Annotated in this window: 24 protein-coding genes and 4 pseudogenes; 22 read left to right on the forward strand and 6 right to left on the reverse strand. The window is 43.5% G+C overall.

Annotated features, from left to right (window positions below; genetic code table 11):
- The first annotated feature begins 44 nt into the window (after positions 1 to 44).
- The 8 genes and pseudogenes from rsxC to DW025_RS13365 all read left to right on the forward strand — a co-directional run bounded on the left by rsxC (position 45) and on the right by DW025_RS13365 (position 6,856).
- Positions 45 to 1,370: an electron transport complex subunit RsxC gene (gene rsxC, locus DW025_RS13335; RefSeq protein WP_015533097.1), complete on the forward strand. Its 1,326-nt coding sequence runs from the start codon at positions 45 to 47 to the stop codon at positions 1,368 to 1,370.
- 12 nt (positions 1,371 to 1,382) lie between these two features.
- A pseudogene (locus DW025_RS15495) lies at positions 1,383 to 2,315 on the forward strand (RnfABCDGE type electron transport complex subunit D); the annotation flags it as partial.
- 87 nt (positions 2,316 to 2,402) lie between these two features.
- The gene (locus tag DW025_RS15500) at positions 2,403 to 3,008 is read left to right on the forward strand and encodes an FMN-binding protein (RefSeq protein ID WP_279221687.1); all 606 of its coding nucleotides are present in this window, start codon (positions 2,403 to 2,405) and stop codon (positions 3,006 to 3,008) included.
- Positions 3,008 to 3,649: pseudogene (gene rsxE, locus DW025_RS15505) on the forward strand (electron transport complex subunit RsxE); the annotation flags it as partial. The gene DW025_RS15500 and the pseudogene rsxE, both read left to right, overlap by 1 nt.
- A gap of 650 nt (positions 3,650 to 4,299) precedes the next feature.
- Positions 4,300 to 4,872: an electron transport complex protein RnfA gene (locus DW025_RS13350; protein WP_015533099.1), complete on the forward strand. Its 573-nt coding sequence runs from the start codon at positions 4,300 to 4,302 to the stop codon at positions 4,870 to 4,872.
- Positions 4,873 to 4,885: 13 nt separating this feature from the next.
- A complete protein-coding gene (locus DW025_RS13355; protein WP_015533100.1) occupies positions 4,886 to 5,671 on the forward strand; it encodes an RnfABCDGE type electron transport complex subunit B in 786 nt (261 codons plus the stop codon).
- Positions 5,672 to 5,771: 100 nt separating this feature from the next.
- On the forward strand, positions 5,772 to 6,239 hold the full coding sequence (gene nrdR / locus DW025_RS13360; protein ID WP_015533101.1) for a transcriptional regulator NrdR: 468 nt from the start codon (positions 5,772 to 5,774) through the stop codon (positions 6,237 to 6,239).
- Positions 6,236 to 6,856 (forward strand): YigZ family protein, encoded by a 621-nt coding sequence (locus DW025_RS13365; protein WP_015533102.1) that lies wholly within the window; start codon positions 6,236 to 6,238, stop codon positions 6,854 to 6,856. Before nrdR ends, DW025_RS13365 begins: the two co-directional genes overlap by 4 nt.
- Here the strand turns inward: DW025_RS13365 and DW025_RS13370 are convergent.
- The 4 genes from DW025_RS13370 to DW025_RS13385 are packed head-to-tail and all read right to left on the reverse strand — an operon-like array spanning position 6,807 to position 9,888.
- Positions 6,807 to 7,796, reverse strand: coding sequence for an ABC transporter permease (locus DW025_RS13370; protein WP_120000340.1), 990 nt, complete (start codon positions 7,794 to 7,796; stop codon positions 6,807 to 6,809). The genes DW025_RS13365 and DW025_RS13370 overlap by 50 nt on opposite strands.
- 18 nt (positions 7,797 to 7,814) lie before the next feature.
- Positions 7,815 to 8,930: an ABC transporter permease gene (locus tag DW025_RS13375; RefSeq protein WP_120000342.1), complete on the reverse strand. Its 1,116-nt coding sequence runs from the start codon at positions 8,928 to 8,930 to the stop codon at positions 7,815 to 7,817.
- A 19-nt stretch (positions 8,931 to 8,949) separates the two neighbouring features.
- Positions 8,950 to 9,615 (reverse strand): ATP-binding cassette domain-containing protein, encoded by a 666-nt coding sequence (locus tag DW025_RS13380; protein WP_120000344.1) that lies wholly within the window; start codon positions 9,613 to 9,615, stop codon positions 8,950 to 8,952.
- Entirely contained in the window at positions 9,616 to 9,888 is a 273-nt protein-coding gene (locus DW025_RS13385; RefSeq protein ID WP_015533105.1) for a hypothetical protein, read from the reverse strand.
- 181 nt (positions 9,889 to 10,069) lie between these two features.
- Between DW025_RS13385 and DW025_RS13390 the strand changes: the two genes are divergently transcribed.
- The 3 genes from DW025_RS13390 to yajC all read left to right on the forward strand — a co-directional run bounded on the left by DW025_RS13390 (position 10,070) and on the right by yajC (position 13,530).
- The gene (locus tag DW025_RS13390; RefSeq protein WP_243104996.1) at positions 10,070 to 11,692 is read left to right on the forward strand and encodes a S1C family serine protease; all 1,623 of its coding nucleotides are present in this window, start codon (positions 10,070 to 10,072) and stop codon (positions 11,690 to 11,692) included.
- A 310-nt stretch (positions 11,693 to 12,002) separates the two neighbouring features.
- Entirely contained in the window at positions 12,003 to 13,136 is a 1,134-nt protein-coding gene (gene tgt, locus DW025_RS13395; protein ID WP_015533107.1) for a tRNA guanosine(34) transglycosylase Tgt, read from the forward strand.
- 19 nt (positions 13,137 to 13,155) lie between these two features.
- Positions 13,156 to 13,530, forward strand: a complete 375-nt coding sequence (yajC, locus tag DW025_RS13400; RefSeq protein WP_015533108.1) for a preprotein translocase subunit YajC — start codon at positions 13,156 to 13,158, stop codon at positions 13,528 to 13,530.
- Between the two features lie 35 nt (positions 13,531 to 13,565).
- Here the strand turns inward: yajC and DW025_RS13405 are convergent, their stop codons facing one another.
- The gene (locus tag DW025_RS13405) at positions 13,566 to 14,483 is read right to left on the reverse strand and encodes a PHP domain-containing protein (protein WP_022216212.1); all 918 of its coding nucleotides are present in this window, start codon (positions 14,481 to 14,483) and stop codon (positions 13,566 to 13,568) included.
- Between the two features lie 356 nt (positions 14,484 to 14,839).
- On the opposite strand from DW025_RS13405, the gene DW025_RS13410 reads away from it, so the two are divergent.
- The 5 genes from DW025_RS13410 (at position 14,840) to DW025_RS13430 (ending at position 19,684) form a co-directional block, all read left to right on the forward strand.
- Positions 14,840 to 15,541, forward strand: a complete 702-nt coding sequence (locus DW025_RS13410; RefSeq protein ID WP_004853825.1) for an iron-sulfur cluster assembly scaffold protein — start codon at positions 14,840 to 14,842, stop codon at positions 15,539 to 15,541.
- A 29-nt stretch (positions 15,542 to 15,570) separates the two neighbouring features.
- The gene (locus DW025_RS13415; RefSeq protein WP_004853826.1) at positions 15,571 to 16,581 is read left to right on the forward strand and encodes a GGGtGRT protein; all 1,011 of its coding nucleotides are present in this window, start codon (positions 15,571 to 15,573) and stop codon (positions 16,579 to 16,581) included.
- A 382-nt stretch (positions 16,582 to 16,963) separates the two neighbouring features.
- On the forward strand, positions 16,964 to 17,149 hold the full coding sequence (locus DW025_RS13420; RefSeq protein ID WP_117822842.1) for a hypothetical protein: 186 nt from the start codon (positions 16,964 to 16,966) through the stop codon (positions 17,147 to 17,149).
- A 488-nt stretch (positions 17,150 to 17,637) separates the two neighbouring features.
- Positions 17,638 to 18,144, forward strand: coding sequence for a hypothetical protein (locus tag DW025_RS13425; RefSeq protein WP_117874300.1), 507 nt, complete (start codon positions 17,638 to 17,640; stop codon positions 18,142 to 18,144).
- 130 nt (positions 18,145 to 18,274) lie between these two features.
- On the forward strand, positions 18,275 to 19,684 hold the full coding sequence (locus tag DW025_RS13430) for an ATP-binding protein (RefSeq protein ID WP_120000348.1): 1,410 nt from the start codon (positions 18,275 to 18,277) through the stop codon (positions 19,682 to 19,684).
- Between the two features lie 132 nt (positions 19,685 to 19,816).
- On the opposite strand, the pseudogene DW025_RS13435 reads toward DW025_RS13430, so the two are convergent.
- Positions 19,817 to 20,053, reverse strand: a pseudogene (locus DW025_RS13435) (tyrosine-type recombinase/integrase); the annotation flags it as partial.
- A 26-nt stretch (positions 20,054 to 20,079) separates the two neighbouring features.
- Here DW025_RS13435 and DW025_RS13440 point away from each other — a divergent pair.
- The 6 genes and pseudogenes from DW025_RS13440 to DW025_RS13465 form a co-directional block, all read left to right on the forward strand.
- Positions 20,080 to 20,382: pseudogene (locus DW025_RS13440) on the forward strand (nucleotidyl transferase AbiEii/AbiGii toxin family protein); the annotation flags it as partial.
- 822 nt (positions 20,383 to 21,204) lie between these two features.
- Complete coding sequence (locus DW025_RS13445; RefSeq protein WP_133302892.1) at positions 21,205 to 21,480, forward strand: hypothetical protein; 276 nt, start codon at positions 21,205 to 21,207, stop codon at positions 21,478 to 21,480.
- A 50-nt stretch (positions 21,481 to 21,530) separates the two neighbouring features.
- Positions 21,531 to 21,815 carry a hypothetical protein gene (locus tag DW025_RS13450; RefSeq protein WP_117874298.1) on the forward strand — a complete coding sequence of 95 codons (285 nt, stop codon included), beginning with the start codon at positions 21,531 to 21,533 and terminating at the stop codon, positions 21,813 to 21,815.
- 440 nt (positions 21,816 to 22,255) lie between these two features.
- Positions 22,256 to 22,579: a hypothetical protein gene (locus DW025_RS13455; RefSeq protein WP_022058677.1), complete on the forward strand. Its 324-nt coding sequence runs from the start codon at positions 22,256 to 22,258 to the stop codon at positions 22,577 to 22,579.
- A gap of 130 nt (positions 22,580 to 22,709) precedes the next feature.
- Entirely contained in the window at positions 22,710 to 23,495 is a 786-nt protein-coding gene (locus tag DW025_RS13460; protein WP_120000352.1) for a GH25 family lysozyme, read from the forward strand.
- A gap of 177 nt (positions 23,496 to 23,672) precedes the next feature.
- The gene (locus DW025_RS13465) at positions 23,673 to 24,371 is read left to right on the forward strand and encodes a zinc metallopeptidase (protein WP_015533113.1); all 699 of its coding nucleotides are present in this window, start codon (positions 23,673 to 23,675) and stop codon (positions 24,369 to 24,371) included.
- Positions 24,372 to 24,550 lie beyond the last annotated feature (179 nt).

The raw sequence follows: 24,550 nt of genomic DNA on the forward strand, positions 1-24,550 counted from the left end.
GGGAGATTTTTTTAATAAAAATATATAAGGAAAAGAGGTAGAACATGGGTTTGTTAACATTTCTGGGCGGAATTCATCCATATGAAGGCAAAGAATTGTCAATGGAAAAGCCTGTCAGAGAATACCTTCCAAAAGGTGACTGCGTGTACCCGCTGAGTCAGCATATAGGGGCACCGGCCACACCTATAGTGAAGAAGGGCGACAGAGTCCTGGTTGGTCAGAAGATTGCGGAGACCAGTGGCTTCGTGTCAGCGAATATACATTCATCCATATCGGGAAAGGTCAAGGCGATCGAGCCGAGATATGTGCCTGGTGGATCAAAGGTTGAATCAATAGTTGTAGAGAATGATGGCCTGTTTGAGGAGATCGACTTTGCAGCAAATGTAAAAGATCTGTCCACTCTGTATAGAGAGGATGTGAAGGAGATCATAAAGGAGGCCGGAATAGTAGGAATGGGCGGCGCCGGTTTCCCTGCAAATGTCAAGCTGTCCCCGAAGAACGAGGATGCGATCGACTACATAATAGTAAATGGTGCAGAGTGTGAGCCATATCTTACTTCGGATTACAGAAGGATGATGGAGGAACCGGACAAGCTGATACTGGGACTTGAGATATGTATCAATCTGTTTGATCATGCAAAGGGAATCATCGCCATAGAGGATAATAAGCCTGAGGCAATAGAACTTCTCAGGGATAAGGTAAAGGACAATGACAAGATTGAAGTCCATGTGATGAAGACCAAGTACCCTCAGGGTGCCGAGCGTCAGCTCATATATGCTAACACTGGAAGATATGTCAACTCCAAGATGCTTCCAGCGGATGCTGGATGTATAGTTCACAATGTTGATACCATCGTGTCCATATATGAGGCAGTTATAGAGGGAAGACCACTCTACACAAGGATAGTCACCATAACAGGTGATGCCATAGAGAATCCATGCAATCTTATGGTGAGGATAGGAACAAACTGTCAGGAGCTTATAGAGGCTGCGGGTGGATTTAAGGATGGTGTGGTTCCTGAGAAGGTGATCTCAGGCGGTCCTATGATGGGAAAGGCACTTTTCTCATTGGATGTTCCTGCAACCAAGGGAGTGTCGGCACTGCTGTGTATGACACATGACGAGGTGGCAGACCTTGAACCGAGCAACTGTATCAGATGCGGACGCTGTGTTGATGTGTGTCCGGGACGTATTGTTCCTTCGATGCTTGCTTCACTGGCTGAGCATGGGGATACAGAGGGATTCCTGGCTCACAACGGAATGGAGTGTTGTGAGTGTGGATGCTGTTCGTATGTGTGTCCGGCGAAGAGACATCTGACACAGACCATTGCGGGAACAAGAAAATCCATCATTGCGAATAAAAAGAAGTAGGAGGTGTACACATTGGATAATACATTTAAGATTTCGTCATCTCCACATGTCAGAGATAAACGAAGTACACAGAGCATTATGCTGGATGTGATCATTGCTTTGCTTCCGGCAACCGTATTTGGAATCATCAACTTCGAGCTGAACGCTATGATACTTATACTCACATGCGTGGTCTCATGCGTGCTGTTTGAGTGGCTGTACCAGAAGATGATGAACAGAAAAGTAACCATAAGCGATCTCAGTGCAGTTGTAACAGGACTTCTTCTTGCACTGAACCTCTCACCGGATGTACCGGTGTGGATGGCGATACTCGGAAGTGCATTTGCCATTATAATAGTTAAACAGCTCTTTGGAGGACTGGGATTCAACTTCATGAATCCAGCGCTGGGCGCAAGATGTTTCCTTCTCATATCATTTGCAGGAAGAATGACATCATTCTCGTATGATGGTGTGACAACTGCTACACCTCTTGCAGTGCTCAAGAACACAGGGGATCTGGCAAATGTCAATGTACTCAATATGTTTCTTGGAAATATACCGGGAACCATAGGTGAGACATCAGTTGTATGTTTACTTGTTGGTGCGGCTTATCTTCTGATCAGAAGAGTTATAAAGCCGGTTATTCCATTTACATATATAGGAACATTTGCGGTGCTCATTATGATATATGCGGTTGCATCGGGTAGAGGTTTTGATCTTACATTCCTCGCAGCACACCTGTGCGGTGGTGGTCTGATGCTTGGAGCATTCTTTATGGCAACTGACTATGTTACATCACCAATCACACCTGCGGGTAAGGCCTTGTTCGGTGTGATACTTGGTATACTCACATTCTGTTTCAGAATATACGGAGGATCAGCAGAGGGCGTATCATATGCGATCATATTCTCCAACCTGCTTGTGCCACTCATTGAGAGATGGACACAGCCGAAGAGCTTCGGAGAGGGCGCAGAGCTTGCAGCCCAGGGTGACACAGCCGGAACAAAGTCCAAGATGGATACAAAGTCGATTGTTATAGCAACTATAGCAATCATGATAATCACAGTCATAGCAGGATTTGCACTGGCTTATGTATATAAGATCACAAAGGATCCTATAGCAGTTACAGAGCAGAAAGCAAAGGAAGAGGCATATAAGGCGGTATTCGATGATGCGGATTCGTTTGACAGCTATGCTGACTTTGATGCCGATGCGGCTGCAAAGATCCTGTCAGATGCCGGATATAACGCAGATATAGATGAGATCGTGGAAGCAAAGGGCAGCGATGGTTCAGCACTTGGATATGTTGTGACTGTCACATCACATGAGGCGTATAGTGGAGACCTTCAGCTTGCCATGGGAGTCAGAGCGGATGGAACGACAAATGGAATTTCATTCCTGTCACTCTCAGAGACTGCAGGACTTGGTATGGAGGCTGACACAGACAGCTTCAAGGCACAGTTCGCAGGCAAGAAGGTCGATAAGTTCCAGTACACCAAGTCAGGTGCCACAGTGGACGAGGAGATAGATGCCCTGTCAGGAGCTACCATCACAACAAATGCGGTTACCAATGCGGTGAATGCGGGACTTGAGTATGTGAAGTCCATAAATGGCGATGCTGCTGATTCATCTGCAGCGTCGAACGGAGGTGACAAGTAATGGGAAAATGTACAGAGCGTTTATATAATGGTATTGTGAAAGAGAACCCGACCTTCGTACAGATGCTTGGAATGTGTCCGACACTTGCGGTTACATCATCAGCCATCAATGGCGCAGGAATGGGACTTACGACCACATGTATCCTGGTGCTCAGCAACTTCATGATCTCAGCACTCAGAAAGGTTATACCTGATAAGGTCAGAATACCATCATTTATAGTTATCATAGCTTCGTTTGTTACTATCATACAGTTTCTGCTGCAGGCGTACCTGCCATCACTCAACAGCAGCCTTGGACTGTATATACCACTTATAGTTGTAAACTGTATCATCCTTGGTCGTGCCGAGGCATATGCTTCCAAGAACAAGGTACTTCCATCTATATTTGATGGACTTGGAATGGGCCTTGGATTTACAGTTGGCCTTACACTTATAGGAATGTTCAGAGAGCTTGTCGGAAAGGGCTGTGTATTTGGATTCCAGATACTTGGAGATGGCAACTTACTTCAGAACTCATCGGGAATTATAAAGGGTATAGGCAATGCACTCAGCCTGTACACACCTATAACAATATTCGTACTTGCACCTGGTGCATTCTTTGTGCTTGCATTCATCATAGCATTTATCAACAAGAGAAATGCAAAGAAGGCAGCTGAGGCACTGGCAAATGGAGAGGAGATCCCGGCAGCATGCAGACCGGACTCATGTGCAGGCTGTATCAATGCAGCATGTTGTGGCAAGCTGGTTTCAGAGACTCCGGCTCCTGTAAAGGCAGCAGAGGCTCCGGCGAAACCTTCAGCGGATGCAAAACAGGTTAAGAAGCAGGAAGAGACACCTGCAGCGGCAGATAAGGATGCAGCAAAGAATACAGCGCCAGAGGCTGACAAGCCAGATGAGGCGAAGAAGGATGAGCCAAGACTCAGCCCATATGCACCGACCAGAGAGTCAGTCCTCGCCGACATAAAGCTTGTTCCGAATGCGACAGGAAAGATGCTTAAGGAGCATGCTGAGGAAGTTCAGCAGGAAAAGACGCCAGATGAGGAGCAGCAGACTGTTACAGAGACTCAGTCAGACAGTCAGGACAATCTCCAGAATGAGAAGTCAACAGAGCAGCCAGCAGCAGAACAGGAAGTAGCAGATAAAGTGGCAGCAGAGCAGCCATCAACGGATCAGCCGACGGAAGCAGAGCAGCCAGAACACTCTGCAGAGAACGAGCCAGCAGATTCCGACATAAAGCTCAAGGAGACAATGGCTCATATAAAGAAGAAAAAAGGAAAGGGAGGTAAGAGATAATGAATATTTTATTGTTAGCCATCGGAGCGGCACTTGTAAATAATGTTATCCTCAGCCAGTTCCTCGGGCTGTGTCCTTTCCTTGGAGTGTCCAAGAGTGTCAACACAGCAACCGGAATGGGAGCAGCGGTTGTGTTCGTCATGACCATAGCTTCATTTGTCACCAGCGTTGTGTATTACGGCATACTGAGAAGATTCGGACTTGAGTATCTCAACACCATAGTGTTCATCCTTGTGATCGCAGCACTTGTACAGTTTGTTGAGATGTTCCTCAAGAAGAAGGTCAAGTCATTGTATGAATCACTTGGAGTTTACCTTCCACTGATCACGACCAACTGTGCCGTGCTTGGTATCGCTCTCTCAAATGTACAGAGCGGTTACGGTATACTTGAGAGTACCATCAACGGATGTGGCTCTGCAGTCGGATTTACTATAGCCATAGTGATACTTGCAGGAATCAGAGAGAGACTTGAGCACAGCCCTATACCTGAGGCGTTCAAGGGAACCCCTATAGTTCTCATCACATCAGGTCTTATGGCAATCGCGTTCTTCGGTTTCTCAGGATTGATATAAGGAGGGTGCGGATATGACAGGAATATTGATAGCTGTGGCAGTCGTCGCAGGCGTAGGTATTGTGATAGGTATCCTTCTGGGTGTCGCAGGAGAGAAATTTAAGGTAGAAGTAGATGAGAAAGAAATAGCAGTAAGAGAGCTCCTTCCGGGAAATAACTGCGGTGGATGTGGTTATCCGGGATGTGACGGACTGGCAGCGGCCATCGCCAAAGGTGAGATGCCGCCATCAGCGTGTCCTGTTGGAGGCGAGGCAGTGGCAGCGAAGATCAGTGAGGTCATGGGCGTGGAAAACGCTGAAAATACAAGGTATGTGGCATTTGTCAAGTGTGCAGGAGACTGCGAGAAGGCGAAGGATGTATACGAGTATGTTGGACCAAGGGACTGTAAGCTGGCACAGAACAATCCAAACAGCGGTCCTAAGGCATGTACATATGGATGTACAGGTTATGGCTCATGTAAGGCAGTATGTGAGTTCGGGGCTATTGACATTATAGATGGAATTGCGGTAATTAATAAGGAGAAGTGTAAGGCATGCGGCAAATGTGTCACAGAGTGCCCGAGACACTTGATAGAGCTGGTTCCATATGATGCAGAGAGACTTGTCAGATGTAATTCCCATGACAAGGGTCTTCAGGTCAAGGCAGCCTGCAGCGCAGGATGTATCGGATGTACACTGTGTGCAAGGAACTGTGAGGCTGGAGCCATCACGATAGACAGAAACCTTGCTCACATAGATCCGGAGAAGTGTACAAATTGTGGTGCATGTAAGGCCAAGTGCCCAGTAAAGATAATATCGTAAGAAGGTCCCTCCGAAGGTGGGAGATTTCTTGCGATGACGCGGACGCCGCGCGGAGCGCCTCTAATGCGTCTGCACTATAATATCGTAAGGAGAAAATTATATGAGATGCCCATTTTGCTCAGCAGATGATACAAAGGTTATCGATTCCAGACCAGCGGAGGATGGAAGTGCGATCAGAAGAAGAAGACAGTGTGACGCCTGTGGTAAGAGATTTACCACATATGAGAAGGTGGAGACCATACCTCTCATAGTCATCAAGAAGGACAAGAACAGAGAGACTTATGACCGTTCCAAGATAGAGTCAGGTGTCATAAAGTCATGCCATAAGCGTCCGGTTTCAGCGGAAGCAGTCACAAAGTGCATAGATGACATAGAGAACACCATCTTCAACATGGAAGTGAGAGAGATAGAGAGCACGACCATAGGTGAGATAGTCATGGATAAGATCAAGGATCTTGATCAGGTAGCCTATGTAAGATTTGCATCAGTGTACAGAGAGTTCAAGGATGTGAATACATTTATGGATGAGCTGGGCAAGCTGCTCACCAGCAATTCGGAGAAGCGATGATAGAGACATACAACACGATATTACAGGAGGGGCAGGACGAGATAGTCGAGAAGAAATCACGATTCATCGGCTATGCAGTCCCTGTGTCCTCGGAGGAAGAGGCATATGCCTTTGTCGAGAAGATCAGGAAGCAGCACTATGATGCACGGCACAACTGCTATGCATTTGCCATAGGCAGCGAGAATACATTGCTAAGATTCTCTGATGACGGAGAACCGCAGGGAACGGCTGGAAAACCCATCCTGGAGGTTATCACGGGGAATGCGGTGGTTAATATATGTATAGTGGTCACAAGGTATTTTGGTGGAACACTGCTCGGAACAGGTGGTCTTGTGAGAGCATACACCGAGGCAGCCAAGCTTGCACTGTCTGATGCGGGTATACATAAGATGCAGCTTATGAAGCTGGTGAAGATAACCACGAACTACAACGATTCGGGTAAGGTACAATATCTTCTCAGCAACAGTGATGCACTGATAGACAGTACGGATTACACTGCAGATGTGTGCTTCAATGTGGCGGTGCCGGCTGACAGCTATGGATGTCTGGTAAAGCAGATCACAGAGTCTACATCTGCGAGAGCATTGATAGAAGACTCAGGAGAAGAGTACAGATGATGATGAATGGCAGAGCTATAGTAAATATCTTATAGCGCCTGAATATCACTCTGAATATGAGTGCAGCAGCAAGGCTGATGACTGACACTGCGGCGATATGCAGCAGGACATTGAGACAGCCATTGGTGCCGGAATATATGATCAAGGATATAAAGCTGATAATGGCAGCGGGAATAATTCCCGCTGCTATATTTTTTACACAGAATCCGGCTTTTTTTCTGGAGGAGAGGATAGAGTAAGCCCCACAGTCCAGATCCCGGAGATAGTTCTGAAGTCCCAGGAGAGAACATACGAACAAAGTTATGTAAACCAATATTTCCACAGGAAAATTGTTTGGCGCAATATCTGTTGATGCCGTGTATTTTCCGGTGAGTCCGCTCTCGATGGTGAAAATGTCCTCATTTTCGATATATCCCTTAAATCTATCACTGATGTATTCTGACATCTGGGTCTCGTTGTATGGGACATTTGACAGATAACGATCCTGGAGCATACATACAGACATGTCTGCCGCATATGCATACAGGAGGGCGGCATACACGGATTCTTCGGACACAGACTGGAATGAGCTTCCATCGGTTGTATACACGGTTATGTGGCGCTTCCCGTCAGAGTGGAGCATTGATTCACTGAAACCATCAGGAACCATGTACGCGGAGTCGATCCTGCCGGATGCTACATCATCCTTCATGTCTTTCAGGGATTCATAGTGCCTGAAGGTAAATCCCGTGGATGTCGATGTGAGATACGACAGGAAAGCATCCGTGTGTTCGTCAGAACTTTCAATATACACGCCGGACACGATCTCGGTGCTTTGCTTTCTGGCTGGCAGAAGGCTCACAGCGATCAGCACAGCGGGGATGACCAGCAGAACGACGATCGTGGCGGGACGGCACAGTATTCTTTTTATAAGTAAGTTTATCTGTCTTATATGGTTCATAGATGTATCTCCGTAAATTTATGATAAATATATGCACAGTGTCTGCACAAGCTTATTGAGCAGCGATCCATGGCATATATACTTTGCAAAGTTTGGAAGCATGGCTTCCGGTATGAATAAGCCGCTCACATAGGCCAGTATGACAGTGACCACAGTGAGAAGCAGTGTGCAGCCGTGTATCCCTGCGGGAACCAGACTTATGAGCAGCGTATATACCGCGACACATGTAGCTATGACGATTCCGAACAGTATCCCGCTCATGTGGATATTTACATGCAGTTCATCGATAAACAGTGATGCCAGGGCGAGAGCCATGTATACAGTTATATAAAGGATATACAGCCATATGAACATGGATATGAAATTGCTGACATTGCGTCTGACTTTGCCAATTCCCTGTGACCTGAGCTTTGTTATGTAAGAGGCTGGGAGGTCGAGCAGGAATGGGAAGAAAACAACGCTGCACAGCATCATCATGAGAAGAACCGCCGCACTTGTGTAGAAGTCGGTGGTATTTGCTGCTCTGGTTGCATTTATTTTGTCGACGGTGAAGTTGGCAGTCCTGTCAAGAACCTTAGTCATGAACATGGCATTTACATCGTTGCTGAGCGTGTCCTGAATATCCTCGGGAAGCTCCATGTTCCTTCCTATCGCCTGAACCGAATATATGGCCGCCTGGGATATGCCAAGCATGGAGGAGGTGGAGCGGAAGAGGTCATTCAGCACAAATGTATCGATGGACCGGTTGTCAGAATAGTATACCTCGACAGGTGTGTTCGTTCCGTCCATGATGTCGCTTATGATATTGTCAGGGACGTAGATCACAGCGAACAGGTCTCCGTCAGAGAGCCTTGAAAGGGCTGTATCCTTGTCTGAAAATTCTGTGAATACACATGATGAGCGGTAGCTGTCCATATCAGATATCGTGTTGTATGCCATCTGTGCGAATTTTGAATCTGCACTCATCACGATTCCGATTGAAAGTGGTTCGGAGCGGTCATCAGAGTAGATAAAAGAGTTCGCGTTTAACGCAAGACACAGGAAAACCGTCATCATGACAAATGCTGCGACTACCATGTATATTCCATAATGAGCTATTCTTTTCAAATCAGTTCGTATAAGTCGGTAAAACATAAAACTCCTTTAGATAAAGCTATGATCTGATCAGATTGATGTAGGTTTCAGGTGAGGTGTATCCGGGTGAGATATTTCTGTCTATGGCCAGTTGGATGTGTCCATTTTTCAGTGTGTATATCTTGTTGCATATATCCAGCGCAGATGTCTCATGTGTGGCGATGATGACACTTCCTCCATGTGTTATGTAATTCTGGAGATAGCTCAGTATCCCGTTCTTGCATAGAAGATCAAGCGAGGCCAGAGGTTCATCGAGAAGAAGCAGATCCGGGTCAGATATCATCGTGATGGCAAGGCTTAGCCTCTTCTTCATTCCACCGGAGAGCTTTGAGACACGTTTGTCCAGAAATGAATCCACACCGAGAGACTGACATATGCTCATATTGTGGGAGTTCATGACTGTTTTCCTGCTTCCGGGGTGCCACAGTCTGATGTTGTCAATGGCTGTGAGTTCCGGTATGAGTGGATTGTCCTGTGGGAGCAGAGCAGCATTTGCCTGACAGTCGAAACCGAAGCCCCCTGAGTCTGGCTTTATGTTTCTGGATAGTATTCCCAGCAGGGTGGATTTACCCGATCCGTTGATTCCCAGAAGGGCGATGCATTCACCCGGGGATACGGACAGTGACACATCTGTCAGAACTTTATTTTTGCCGTAGCTTTTGCTCACTGAAGAGACAGAAAACATCTAGTATTCCTCCTCTATTACCTGAAAATCAAGGTAGTCAAAATCTATATCCTCCACAAAGTTATCCGCTGTGAATCTGGTTCTGGCGTGGTGGATAAACTCATCCTTATTCTTCTTAAGCCACACCGGCTTTGCCAGGTCAAACTCGTAGCACATATCCTCAAGGGCCTTGTATACCTTGTGGGTACGCGTCATCTCGTAGTCGGATATGCATATCACGGTATCCTTCATGAGGTGGTTATCTTTTATAAGTTTTCCCCATACTCTAAACATATATTATCCTCCATAAGGGTTATTTGAGATCGTACCTGACTAGTATATAACATTTGTGCACAGAATTAAAACAATAAAGACACAAATATGACACATTTACTGCGTATAGTAACAACTGTAAGAAAGAGAAAGGTACCGATTACAGGAATTAAGATAATAAAGATGCGAAAGGATGATAGAGATGGAACAGGAAAACAAGAACCAGATGAATGGAAATAGTGGTCAGGCACCACAGCAGGATGGTCTGTATCATTACAGCTATATGAACAACAGTGGAGATTCAAGATTTGACAGACCGTCAACAAATGCTTCACAGCAGACACAGAATGTTCAGGGCGCACAGTCAGCGCAGAACAATCAGACAGCCGGTGTACATGGCTCAGCACAGAACAGTCAGACGGCCGGTGCGCAGGGTTCAGCTCAGAACGCTTTATATTCAGGTTTTCAGAGAAATGTAAATGGCATGGAAGCATGGTATGACAGCCAGAGAATGAATCAGGGGTATCAGAATCAGGCAGGCAATCCAATGAACAATATGGGAACAGGAAAGCCTTCAGATAACAATATGAGACAGAAGAAGGCAAAAGATAAGAAGCCAAAGAACAGGAAGAGCGGATTTGGCAAGAAGGCAGCAAGTGTGGTTGCAGCGGCTGTTGTATTCGGACTTGTGGCAGGCGTTGTATTCCAGGGGGTCAGATATGGATCGGATAAGCTTCTCGGCAAAGATTCGCAGACCACAACAGAGCAGAGTGCTGAGGGTTCAACAGAGAACAATGCACCACAGCTCAAGCAGGCATCATCAGACACGACAAGTACAGTGTACGATGTGTCAACGGTTGCCAAGAAGGTTATGCCTTCCATCGTATCGATCACAGGAACATACGTAACAACATATGATTACTGGTTCAATTCATATCAGCAGGAGTCAACAGGAGCCGGTTCAGGTATCATCATCGGCAAGGATGACCAGTACCTGTATCTTGCAACTAATTATCATGTGGTACAGAATGCTAAGTCACTGTCAGTTACATTTGTCGATGATAAGAGTGCAGAGGCAACGGTAAAGGGATACGTTGAGAACAATGATATAGCAGTTGTCACAGTCAAGCTTTCGGACATATCAGATGACACTTTGAATGAGATAAAGGAGATTCAGGTAGGTTCATCGGATGATCTTACAGTAGGTGATCCTTGTGTGGCAATCGGAAATGCACTTGGATATGGACAGTCAGTTACAGTTGGATATATAAGTGCACTTAACAGAGAGATAAGTGCTTCAGATGAGACAGTAAAGGTACTCCAGACAGATGCAGCCATCAACCCTGGTAACAGTGGTGGTGCCCTTGTCAACATGCAGGGCGAGCTGATCGGTATCAACACAGCCAAGTATTCAGATACAAGCGTTGAGGGTATGGGCTATGCACTTCCTATATCAGATGTACAGGATATAATCAATGACCTGATAGCAGGCAAGAATGTGTCAAATGATGGAACAACATCAGGACAGGCTTACCTCGGTATATCTGCCCAGACCATCACAAGCCAGTACGCACAGCTCCTGAACATGCCTGAGGGTGTATATATCTCATCAGTTGAGCAGGGTTCAGCAGCAGAGGAGTGTGGACTCCAGTCAGGAGATATCATTTGCAGCCTTGACGGTGAGGACATAGCAGATATGGAGACATTCCACGACAAGATCGTGGCCTGCAATCCTGGCGATAAGGTAACTATCGTATACTACAGAAACAACAATGGTAACTACGAGAAGCAGACTGCTACAGCTACGCTGAAGGAGAAGCAGTGATAAGTCAGATAATTCAGTGGTGATTTAGCACGGAGCTAACAGAACTGAAAGCCTATAGATTGATATAACGGCACCTGTAAGTGAAATTACAGGTGCCGTTTTGTATGTAAGATATGTGGCTGTCAAAATTGTAATCTGCCTGCATTGTATCGGAAGTCCTCGTATTCATCCGGTATGCGGTCAAGTTCGGCGGTAAATGCCTGTGGATTGTAAATTTGCTTGCAAATATACTTTAAATGGTGCATTATAAAGAGTACGCTAAAGTATAGCGTAAGATTCGGAAGAATGAAAAAGAAAGGTTTACATAACAATGTACAAAATACTTTGTAAGGATGGAAGGGCAAAGAGAGCTGAATTTCAGACTGTTCACGGAACAGTGCAGACACCTCTGTTCATGAATGTTGGAACGGCGGCAGCCATAAAGGGAGCTGTGGCAACAACGGATCTCAAGGACATAGGATGTCAGATCGAGCTGTCAAATACATATCATCTCCATGTGAGACCGGGGGATAAGATAGTCAAGCAGATGGGCGGTTTACATAAGTTTATGTACTGGGACAGACCAATACTCACTGATTCAGGCGGATTCCAGGTATTCTCCCTGGCGGGACTCAGGAAGATCAAGGAGGAGGGCGTAACCTTCAATTCCCATGTCGATGGACGCAAGATATTCATGGGACCTGAGGAGAGCATGCAGATACAGTCGAATCTGGCATCTACAATAGCCATGGCATTTGACGAGTGTGCCCCTGCACTGGCTGACAGACAGTACGTGGAGAATTCTGTTGCGAGAACAGCCAGATGGCTTGTCAGATGTAAGAATGAGATGGAGAGACTTAACAGTCTGCCGGATACGATCAACAAGAATCAGCTATTGTTTGGAATCAATCAGGGTGCCATATACGAGGATATCAGAATAGATCACGCCAAGAGGATCAGCGAGCTTGATCTTCCGGGATATGCCATAGGAGGACTTGCGGTAGGAGAGACTGCAGAGCAGATGTACCACATACTCGATGTGACCGTTCCGTATCTGCCTGAGGACAGACCGACATACCTCATGGGTGTTGGAACCCCTGCAAATATACTTGAGGCGGTCGACAGAGGTGTTGATTTCTTCGATTGTGTATATCCATCCAGAAATGGACGACACGCCCATGTGTACACGAAGCATGGCAAGATGAATCTCAAGAATGCGAGATTTGAGACAGACGACAGACCTATAGAGGAGGGCTGCGGATGCCCTGCATGCCAGCACTATAGCAGAGCGTACATCAGACACCTGCTCAAGGCAAATGAAATGCTCGGTATGAGATTTTGCGTCTTGCATAATTTGTATTTTTATAATAATATGATGAAAGACATCAGAGAGGCTATAGAAGAAGGAAGATATCAGTCATATAAGAAATCGATGCTTGAGAGCCTTGCTGGTGGAGAAGAGTAATCAAAAAGGAGATCAGAGAATGAATTCACTTTCAACAATTTTATCATCGTCAACAGGAACACAGGCCAGTGGCGGTTCATCAGTTATGTTTATTGTTGTATATATTGCCATATTTGCTGCAATCATTTACTTCATGATGATCAGACCACAGAAGAAGCAGAAGGCCAAGACAGACCAGATGCTTTCACAGATGGAGCCTGGTGATAATATCATGACAACCAGTGGTTTCTACGGAACCATCCTTGATGTGGTTGATGATTCAACTATCATCGTAGAGTTTGGTAACAACAAGAACTGTCGTATACCGATGCACAAGAGCGCTGTTGCAGAGCTTGAGAAGCAGGGATCATCAACAGTCACAGATGATGATAAGGATAAGAAGTCAAAGATATAATAAAGGTATCATCAGAGTAAATAAAAAAGCGGTCATTATACAGTGACCGCTTTTTTTATATCCTGAAATACAGCTTCCGTGATCCGAAGACCGCCCCTTCCGGTTCCCACGGATATGTCGGGTTTGGCTGCACCGTGGAAGTCGGAACCTCCTGATATGAGGAGCCCGTGTTTTCTGGCGATCTCCCTAAGCCTTCCGGATTCATAGGCATTGTTGGAGGAGTGGTAGACCTCAAGCCCTGAAAGGCCATATGGCTTCAGTTCTTCAAGCATGTCCTCTATCTGTTTATATCCAAATCCGTATATGAGGGGATGGGCGATGAAGGCAGCCTTGCCGTAGGTTCTTATGAGTCTTATGGCATCGGCGGCCGGTATGTCTGGTGTTGGAATGTAATATTTGCATTTCTTGCCCAGATACTTTTTGAACGCCTGGTTCATGTCCCTGCATACGCCTTCGGCTATGAGAATTCTGGCAAAATGAGCTCTTGTGACGACTGTATCAGGATTGCCATGCTGCAGCTTCTCCATGGTCATGTCTATTCCGTCGGCGCGGAATCTCTCACACATCTGCTCGTTTCGGTCGTATCTGGCCTGTTTGATGGCGGCAAGACGGGAGATGAGCTCAGGGTTCTTGTAGTCCATATAGAAGCCCAGAATGTGGATCTCCACACCGTTGTAGATGGCGGACATCTCTATGCCGGGAACTACCTCGATATGATGGTCACTGCTGTCAGAAAAGCCAGAGCAGTTGGTGGAATCACTGTTCTGGATCGGAGGAAGAGTGCTGTTCCAGTTATCTGCATATGTGATTGCATCTGCTACGCCGTCCACTGTGTCGTGGTCGGTTATGGCGATCGCTGCAAGATTCCTGTCAATGGCAAGCTGGCACACCTCTGATGGGGTGCAGGAGCCGTCGGAAGCGGTGGTGTGAAGGTGCATATCTATAAATCTCATGTTGAAAACCTCCGTTTTTATTTTTTATATCATGTATCTGAGCAGCGCCTGGAGCGGCGCAAGTCTGGGTTGAATGTGCTCTGACAGAAGTATTGTATATCAGATAAATACATATGTTCAAGTGAATATGGTTACGGTCAAATGATATAAGCGGACATATGAACCCTGACAACTGTGCCTTGTTAAAAACTTTCTCAATAAGGCGCGCTGTACTTGATAAAGTACACGCAAATGCGACAAAAATTTTCAATAAGCTATGGACTTCATAACTGTTTTGTGAGAAAATACCACTGATGGTTTGAATTAGAGAATTCGGAACCGCTTTTAAGAATTCATATTTTGAAAGGAGTTTCACAATGATTTACACTAAGGAAGTTGAAAACATGTGCCCTGTAGCAAAGGGTGCAAAGCATGAGCCAGCTCCTATCCCAGAAGAAGGAAAGTGGGTTTACTCAAAGGAAATCAAAGACATCTCTGGTTTTACACATGGTGTAGGCTGGTGTGCACCACAGCAGGGTGCCTGCAAGCTTTCACTTAACGTAAAAGAGGGTGTTATCGAGGAGGCTCTTGTCGAGACTATTGGATGTTCAGGTATGACACATTCAGCAGCTATGGCAGCTGAGATTCTTCAGGGTAAGACAATCCTTGAGGCTCTCAACACTGACCTTGTGTGCGATGCTATCAATACAGCAATGAGAGAGTTATTCCTTCAGATCGTATACGGACGTACACAGAGTGCATTCTCAGATGACGGACTTGCAGTTGGTGCCGGACTTGAGGATCTTGGAAAGGGTCTTCGTTCACAGGTTGGTACAATGTATGCAACAAAGGCTAAGGGTGTTCGTTACCTTGAGATGGCAGAGGGCTATGTAACAGGAATAGCACTTGATGCAGATGACGAAGTTATCGGATATCAGTTCGTTTCTCTTGGAAAGATGACTGACTTTATCAAGAAGGGTGATGACCCTAACACAGCTTGGGAGAAGGCTTCAGGTTCATACGGACGTGTTAAGCCAGAGCAGGGCGCTGTTAAGATCATCGATCCACGTAAAGAGTAGTCGGAAATAGAGGAAAGGAGAACGAGACAATGGCATTATTTGAATCATATGAAAGAAGAATAGACCAGATAAACGCTGTACTTAACAGCTATGGAATCAGCTCAATCGAAGAAGCTGAGAAGATCACAAAGGACGCTGGACTTGACGTTTACAATCAGGTAAAGGGTATTCAGCCAATTTGTTTTGAGAATGCTTGCTGGGCATATACAGTAGGTGCAGCAATCGCAATCAAGAAGGGATGCAGAAAGGCAGCAGACGCAGCAGCAGCTATCGGCGAGGGTCTTCAGGCATTCTGTATACCAGGTTCTGTTGCAGATCATCGTAAGGTTGGTCTTGGACATGGTAACCTTGGTAAGATGTTACTTGAGGAGGAGACAGAGTGCTTCTGTTTCTTAGCAGGTCATGAGTCATTTGCAGCAGCTGAGGGTGCTATCGGTATCGCTGAGAAGGCTAACAAGGTTCGTAAAAAACCTCTTAGAGTTATCCTTAATGGTCTTGGTAAGGATGCAGCTCAGATCATCTCAAGAATCAATGGATTTACATATGTTGAGACAAAGTATGACTACAAGAAGGCTGAGCTCAATGTAGTATACGAGAAGGCATATTCAGATGGTATCCGTGCAACAGTTAAGTGCTACGGCGCTGACGATGTTCAGGAAGGTGTTGCTATCATGCACAAGGAGAACGTTGGTGTATCTATCACAGGTAACTCAACAAACCCTACACGTTTCCAGCATCCAGTTGCAGGTACATACAAGAAGGAGTGTATCGAGCAGGGTAAGAAGTACTTCTCAGTAGCATCAGGCGGTGGTACAGGACGTACACTTCACCCAGATAACATGGCAGCAGGTCCTGCTTCATACGGTATGACAGATACTCTCGGACGTATGCACAGTGATGCACAGTTCGCTGGTTCATCATCAGTTCCTGCACACGTAGAGATGATGGGACTTATCGGAATGGGTAACAACCCTATGGTTGGTGCTACAGTTGCTGTAGCTGTTAGTGTTGAGGAAGCAGCAAACGCTGGTAAATTCTAAATAAAAGGCTTAAAAGCTAGACTTTTTGGGCTATTCAGACTAGGTAATTCGGTCTGGATAGCCCTATTTTTATGTCCATAAGACACGTAAAAGTCGCAAGCAAGTCACAAGCAACAAGTCACACAAGTCACAAACCCTGTAGACTGTGTGAGTTGGGGGGTAGTTCCTGTGTTGTTATGTTCAGTATAAGGTGATTACTCAGTTGATGAATTCTTAATATCGCAAAATTTATTTGCAGTGTCTGAAATGAATAAATGTCTGAGTTGTTTTGGTGAGACATGTAAAAAATGTTAGAAATCAGATAAACAGCAAGGCAGATTGTATTGGATATCGCAAATTTTTTATGCGAAATAATATTAATTATGAATAGGAGGTAATTCATATGAGTTATCGAAGAAAGAACGGCACAGGGGGTATCACCAAAATGTCAGGAAAGAGAAACAATCCTTATAGAGTTAGGATTACGGAAACTTTTGTGGTGGATCCTTTCGATCATTCGATTCGTACACAGGGAGAAAAGGAAGAATTAATTCAACGTAAATTTGTGAGGGTAGGTGAAGTCGTATAACACCAACTTGCATGAGAAGATTGAAATGCAGAAAGCCAAGGAACTTTTTGGAAAAAGTAATTGAGTGATTAATCCTGTCTTGCTATAATTGAGACAGGGTTAGTTTTGAAGAAGATTATAAAATCCTTTCAAAATGGTTAAAATGAATTTGTGACACAATCTTCAAAAGGGCTTAGTGAAGCACTTGGAACGCTAAAGCCCAAAATTGATATAGCTACAGTTGCTGCTAAGGTTGAAACCTAGCAGGAACAGACCAAGAAAGCAAAAAATCACCGTTACGATTATGGATGAAGTTCTTCATAGTAGACGCGTATTTGGACATAATGGCGGTGTAAGCCATGCGGCAAATATAATTAATACGATAAATTCAGGTACATTTGCTCAAACAGAAAAACGCCTTGCTATAGAAGGATTTACTAGGATTGTTCCAGACATTGTATGGAATCTTGGTAATCAATTCTACGCTTGGGCACATTAAAGGAGAGATTATGTTTTTTTGGAAAGACAAAGAAAAAAATAAACCAACTATAATTGAGCATCCTGTATTAGGAACTTTGATTAAAAAAACAGATTGGTACACAAAGAAGAGTTTTATCATTACATTATGGGATAAAACTTTTGACTTGTATCTGTGTATATACTCAAATCAAAAAGATGCTGTAATTTCATTTGAACAAGAAAAAGCAATCAGATATTATCTTGATAATCAGATTCAAATCGAACGAGATATTAAAAAAATGCTGTTGAATTTTTTTCACACTTCAGATTGTTCTTTGATTGAAAAGAGTATACAAATTGAAGGATTGAATTTTACAAGGAATGGAGCTATTAGCATTGGTTTAATAGCTGATTTTTCTGATGAGTTTATTGAAAAACATATTGGAGAAGATGTTATTTTTACAGATTCTTTTGGGATGTCAGTTTATCCGATTAAGGCAGTGCTTCCAAATGAGAAAGTATATTACAACTTCAATAATAAATACGAAGGAGATTAGAATATGCATGGCATTTCTGGCACATATATCTATGAAATGTTATAATAATATTTGGGATTCTGGAGATGTATAAGGTATTGGCAAATGAATAATGAGATGAAACGAGATTTTTGATATTGGAGGTAGTAATATGGCAGAGGAGACACTGTTTTCCGGCGAATCAAAAAATATTGAATATAAGGTTGCAGTACCGGATAAAAGCGAAAAATATATGAAAACTGTTGTAGCTTTTGCCAATGGTAGGGGAGGAAAAATTGTTTTCGGAATAGAGGACAAGACCTTAGAAGTTGTGGGAATGGATGAAGATAGTATCTATAAGACAATGGATGACATTACCAATGCTATTTCAGATTCTTGCGAACCTGTAATCAGGCCGGATGTGGCGATGCAGACAATTAAGGATAAGACAGTGATTGTGATAGAGATATTTCCGGGGGCAGAGCGTCCATACTATATAAAATCACAAGGTGTGTTTGATGGTATTTATGTGCGTGTTGCAGGTACGACTAGGCATGTTGAGGATTACATGTTAAGAGAGTTGATGCTGGAGGGGAAGAACCGTTATTTTGACAGTGAAATATGTCAGAATATGGATATATCAGACAGTGAGATTGAGGAGCTTTGCAAGAGCTTGAAGGAGACAGCTATGCGAAATACATGGCAGGATAGTGAAAAAGCGAAGATTAAGGATGTCACCAGAAATATACTGATTTCATGGGGCGTTCTGAAGGAGGAATGCGGAAAGGTATATCCGACCAATGCATATGCACTTTTGACCGGACGGATGGTGGGGCAGCCGGTTATTCAGTGCGGTGTGTTCAAGGGAACCAATCGGGCGCATTTTGTTGACCGGAGAGAGTTTGAGGGTTCCGTTCAGGAACAAATGGATGCTGCATACCAGTATGTTCTTGAAAAAATTAACATGGGAATGACAATAAAGGGAATGTACAGACAAGATGTATATGAACTTCCTACAGACAGCATAAGAGAGTTGATTGCAAATGCAGTGGCTCATCGTAGTTATCTTGAGCCGGGGAATATACAAGTGGCATTGTATGATGACAGGCTAGAGATTACTTCGCCGGGCATGCTGCTGAATAATGTTACGATCGAAAAAATGATAGAAGGTTACTCAAGACCGAGAAATCCTGCAATCGCAAGAGCCTTTGCGTACATGAAAATTATTGAAAAATGGGGAACCGGAATACCGAGGTTATTCGCAGCCTGTGAGGAGTATGGATTACCTAAGCCGGAGCTGATTGATTTTGATGGTGATTTCAGAGTTAATATGTATCGTAAAAGAGATACTAATACAAAAACAGGTGATCAAACATGCCAACAGGTGAATGATGGGGTGAATGATGAGGTGAACAAACTGCTGAATTATTTAAAACTGCATCCTGATTATACGGTTACTCAATTCGCAGAACATTTTGAGGTAAGCAGAAAAACAATAGCAGCGAGATTGAAAAAACTGAAGGATAAAGGATATATTGAAAGAGTTGGATCTTCGAGAAAAGGTTATTGGAAAGTAAATTGATTTTATCAAATGGACAACTCCGAACAACCCCAATTATTCCATTCGGACAAAAAGGTGAACAATTAAGGTGAACGATCAGGGAAAATGATTAAGGTGTATGATAGGGTGAATAATTAAAGCAACCATTGCGGATTACCGCTTGGCTTTTCTTGTGGAGTGAGCATAGACATTCATTGTGGTACTGACATCTGAGTGCCCTAACAGTTCCTGCACATCCTTTGGTGCTGCTCCGTTTGCCAGAAGGTTACTTGTGTAGGTGTGACGCAACTGGTGAAAGTGAAAGCCTTCAAATCCATCCAGCTTCTGTGCAATCTTCCTGCAAACAATTCCTAATGTACTTGGCAGTTCCAGACTTCCATTCGGTCTTAAGACCATATTTGGAGGTGCTACTTTAGATGATAACAACAGCAAGGCAATTAAAAGATCTGATTCGGAATCTGTCAAAGAAAAAATCTGCTGATGCGCAAATTTTGATGCGGAATTATATGATGGAACGATTTTTGAAACGAATTTCTTTATCAGAGTATAAAGACAAATTTATATTAAAAGATGGAATGCTGGTGGCAGCAATGGTTGGTCTGGATGCCAGAGCTACTATGGATTTGGATGCAACCATAAAAGATGCTAACGTTAGTTTAACAGATGTGGAGACAATTATATCAAATATTATAGCAAGAATAGCAGAGATTTATGAAAAAGAAAAAGATATTAATAGAAGTTTGGAGTGGTGTAGGAAGGCATTCAGAAATTCTGTTAATAACAAAGAGTTACAAGAGGAAATTGAGGAAAAGATAGAGAAGCTAAGTAAATTAGCATAATGAAATTGTTGTATAAGTGACTTGCTTGCATTTGGTCATATTAGATGCTATAGTGGGAAAAATTCATCATTGTAGACTGGATAGTATCACATTTATTATAGAAGGAAAATTGTTTAGCCTTGCTGTAGCTATTGAACGAAAAGCCACACCGAAAGCCACACATGCTTGATTTATCTTGAATTTACTAGGTGCATTGATTCTGTAGAGGAAGCAGCTAACGCTGGCAAGTTCTAAGTAAAATCAAGGCTTTTGGGAATTGTGAGATAATTCAGAATTTTCTAAAAACTTGTTCGCATTCAGTATAAAATGTGTTTTTGTCCACATTTTGTCCACGTAAATATACGTGGGCAGGATGTGGATTTTTTTATGTGAACGATTGGCAAAATACTATGCTTATACGAGAACTGGACGACAGTTGATATGCCAATGGACCGCGCGAAAATGCGCGTATTTAGCGCAAATTCGCTTTATTAGCGCATTTACGAAAATCTATTGACATGCATCCGATTTCGGTCTAAAGTGGGTCTACCGATCGGAAGAAACGCAGGACGAGGAAGGACATGCATATACCAGATACATTTTCCGAATCCTTGTATAATATATCTGAACAATGTATCTGAATCTGTTCCAGATACATATTCTTTGTCAGTAGATCTTGGATTGGATGCGCCGATAATCTATAGAGTTCCGGTCGTAAAACTTATGAATTGTTCAACAGAGGACATAAACAATAGAAAGATGGTCATTTTGGTTCCATTCTTTTTACTTAAACTCAGGGAGAGATTAAGAAACAAAAAATATCGCACTCCAGAAAATATAGCATCGTTGAAAAGCCTTATAAAAACAGATATAATGGGTAGCATAGATAAGAACATTGAACTTGGAAATATAACACTTGAGGATGGACACAGCTTTATGGCAACTCGGAAAGAGGTTGAATTAATATCCCGATTTCAGAGAAAAGGCCTATATCAATGAATTCTGAGAATTATATATAAGACATTTGAAATAAACAAGGAGGGCATGAGATGGGCATTTATTTTAATCCAAGTAATGACAGTTTTACGAAGGACAAGAATAGTGGATTGTATCTTGATAAGACAGGTCTGCTTGAATATCTGAACAGAGTTATATGTACAAATGCTAATTGTATCAGTGTCAGTCATGCCAGACGATTTGGTAAGTCCCATGCGGCATTTGATCTTGCACTTCAGAATTTTATTTTTGACAAACGTCAAAAATATTGTATAATATACTTAACAAGACAGCCGAGCGATAGATACGTCCTATCCGTCCGGCAAAAACCATTTTAAGATGAAACACCTCATAGCTTAGTCGGCTGAGGTGTTTTTCTTATTTTCTATGATTCAGAATTGTCACAATAAGTATCGCAACGGTTAATATAACCATGAATTCCTCATATGTACTCATAAGGCACCACTCCCTTCCAAGACTCGAACGGATATGGTGTAACACCCCTCGGCTGCCCGGTTAAATACATTATTCTATTTTCATACAGAAGTAATTTTGATATATATACATTTTGGAGATTCCTATATAACGTAAAACACCTCGCATTAACGCGAGGTTGGATTTAAAAAGAATTACAAATTGTATGTATAAAATTGTAATTACAGTATAAGTTATATCAAAATTATAGTCAATGTGATTTAAGAACACAATAATATTTTATAACCACATACCACCTTCCGGAATACATTAAACTATATCATGGACAAGGAGGTGAATACGCATGGACAGATTCGCAGTATATCTTGTAGTTGTTGCGGTTCTTTGCACTTTGATATCGGTAATAACGGAATTTACGAAAGAGGTAGGAGTGCTGAAGAAGATCCCCACCTCTTTTCAGGTTCTGATCACCAGTGTCATTGTGTGTGAGGTGGGACTTTTTGTTGGACTATCATTTTATCACATAGCATTTGTGTGGTATTATCCTGTGGCTGCGTTTTTCGGGGCATTTGTCATTGCGATTATATGTACCCGGGGATGGGACTACCTGATATCGATATTCAAGCGGTTTTACAAGGGCGGAGATAAGGAAAAGTGGCATGAATAAAGGCGTCATGACAGTGACACATGTAATACGAGACAGATAAGTATAAGTTCGGAATAATGATCCTAAGATTGTCTCCTGATTCAGTGTATGGAATATTATATACAGACAAAAGAATTCAGGAGACAATTTTATGGCTTCTAATAAGGTTCCATTAAAGGGCTACATGGATGGTATAGATATATCAGCGTGGCAGGATACTATAGATATAACCAAGGTGCCTTGTGATTTTGTGATAGTGAAAGCGACGGAGGGCACGGACTACAAGAACAGATTTTTTGCAAAGCACTGTGACCAGGCGATGAAAGCGGGGAAACTGCTTGGGGCATTCCACTATGCAAATGGTGGTGATCCCCACAGTGAGGCTGAGTATTTCATAGCATACAGTAAGAAATATGTGGGCAAGGCGATACTTGTCCTTGACTGGGAGGGGCAGAATAATCCGCAGTTTGGCAGAAGTGACAGGGCATGGTGCAAAGAGTGGTGTGATCATGTGTACAGTAAGACCGGTGTTAAGCCCCTGATCTATATCCAGAAGAGCGCCATGGACAATGTAAAGGGCCTGGGATACAGGCTGTGGGTTGCACAGTATCCTGATTACGAGCGGACGGGATATCAGGAGCATCCATGGAATGAAGGTCAATACGAATGTGATATCAGACAGTACACATCCGTTGGAAGACTTCCGGGTTACGATGGCAATCTCGATCTTAACAAGTCATATATAGATAAGACGACATGGAAAAAATATGCCGCAAAAAAGACTGGTAGTTCACAGAAGAAATCGATAGATGTGATAGCCAGAGAGGTCATAGCCGGCGACTGGGGAAATGGCGATGACAGAAAGAACAGGCTGAAGAAGGCAGGGTATGATCATGTCAAGGTGCAGAATAAGGTAAATGAGATGCTTGGCAGATAGCTGCAGGTAAATGACATAAGAAAAATGGCAGGAAAACGAAGTATAAAATTAGTTCCGGCAAAAATGAAATTTATATGAAGAATCATCCACACCTGTTGACGAAGCGCAATATATACTATAGGATAGTGGAAAACAAAAGCCCCCGTCAGGGATACATGAAAGGAAAAGGTGATATATATGCCATATTATGGATTTTATTTTGACCCAACATATCTGTTGGTTCTCATAGGCGTGGTGCTCTGCATGATAGCGTCGGCAAGAGTCAAGACCACATACAAGAAGTATGAGAAGGTGGGATCGCGGTCAGGCTACACAGCGGACCAGGTCGCATACATGATACTCAGGAATGCGGGGATAACGGATGTGTCAATACATCACATCTCAGGAGATCTGACTGATAATTACAATCCTAAGGAGCATACGCTCAATCTGTCGGACAGCGTGTATGGTTCCAGATCCATCGCAGCGATAGGCGTGGCAGCCCATGAGTGCGGACATGCCATACAGCATGCAAATGCATATGCACCGCTCACCATAAGGTCAGCCATCATTCCAGCGGCAAATATAGGCTCAGCCATATCATGGCCGCTCATACTTATAGGACTTCTCATTCCGAGGGTTGATTACCTTATAACACTCGGAATCATATTGTTCTCACTGGTTGTTGTCCTACAGTTTGTGACACTTCCGGTGGAGTTCAATGCATCGAGAAGAGCCATGGCGATACTGGAGGGCAGCGGATATCTCTATCCGGATGAACTCAAGGGTGCAAGAAGTGTACTCACAGCGGCAGCTATGACATATGTGGCAGCTATGGTATCAGCATCACTTCAGTTGCTCAGACTTGTATTATTGTTTGGCAACAGGAGAAGATAGCGGAATTATAACAGAAAATATAAAAATGCATAAAAAAGTCTTGTGAATTTGTTGATAGTATTTGCAACTTTGCTATGGTAAAATGGTTAAAGTGGCAAAAATCTACATATTTGCAAGACTTTTTCTGCTATAGTGCACAATTATAGCGGGAATGGTCTGCGAAACAATTAATTAAGGGA

It is taken from the genome of Coprococcus sp. AF38-1 (assembly GCF_003603945.1).
GTDB classification, from domain to species: Bacteria; Bacillota; Clostridia; order Lachnospirales; family Lachnospiraceae; genus Coprococcus; species Coprococcus aceti.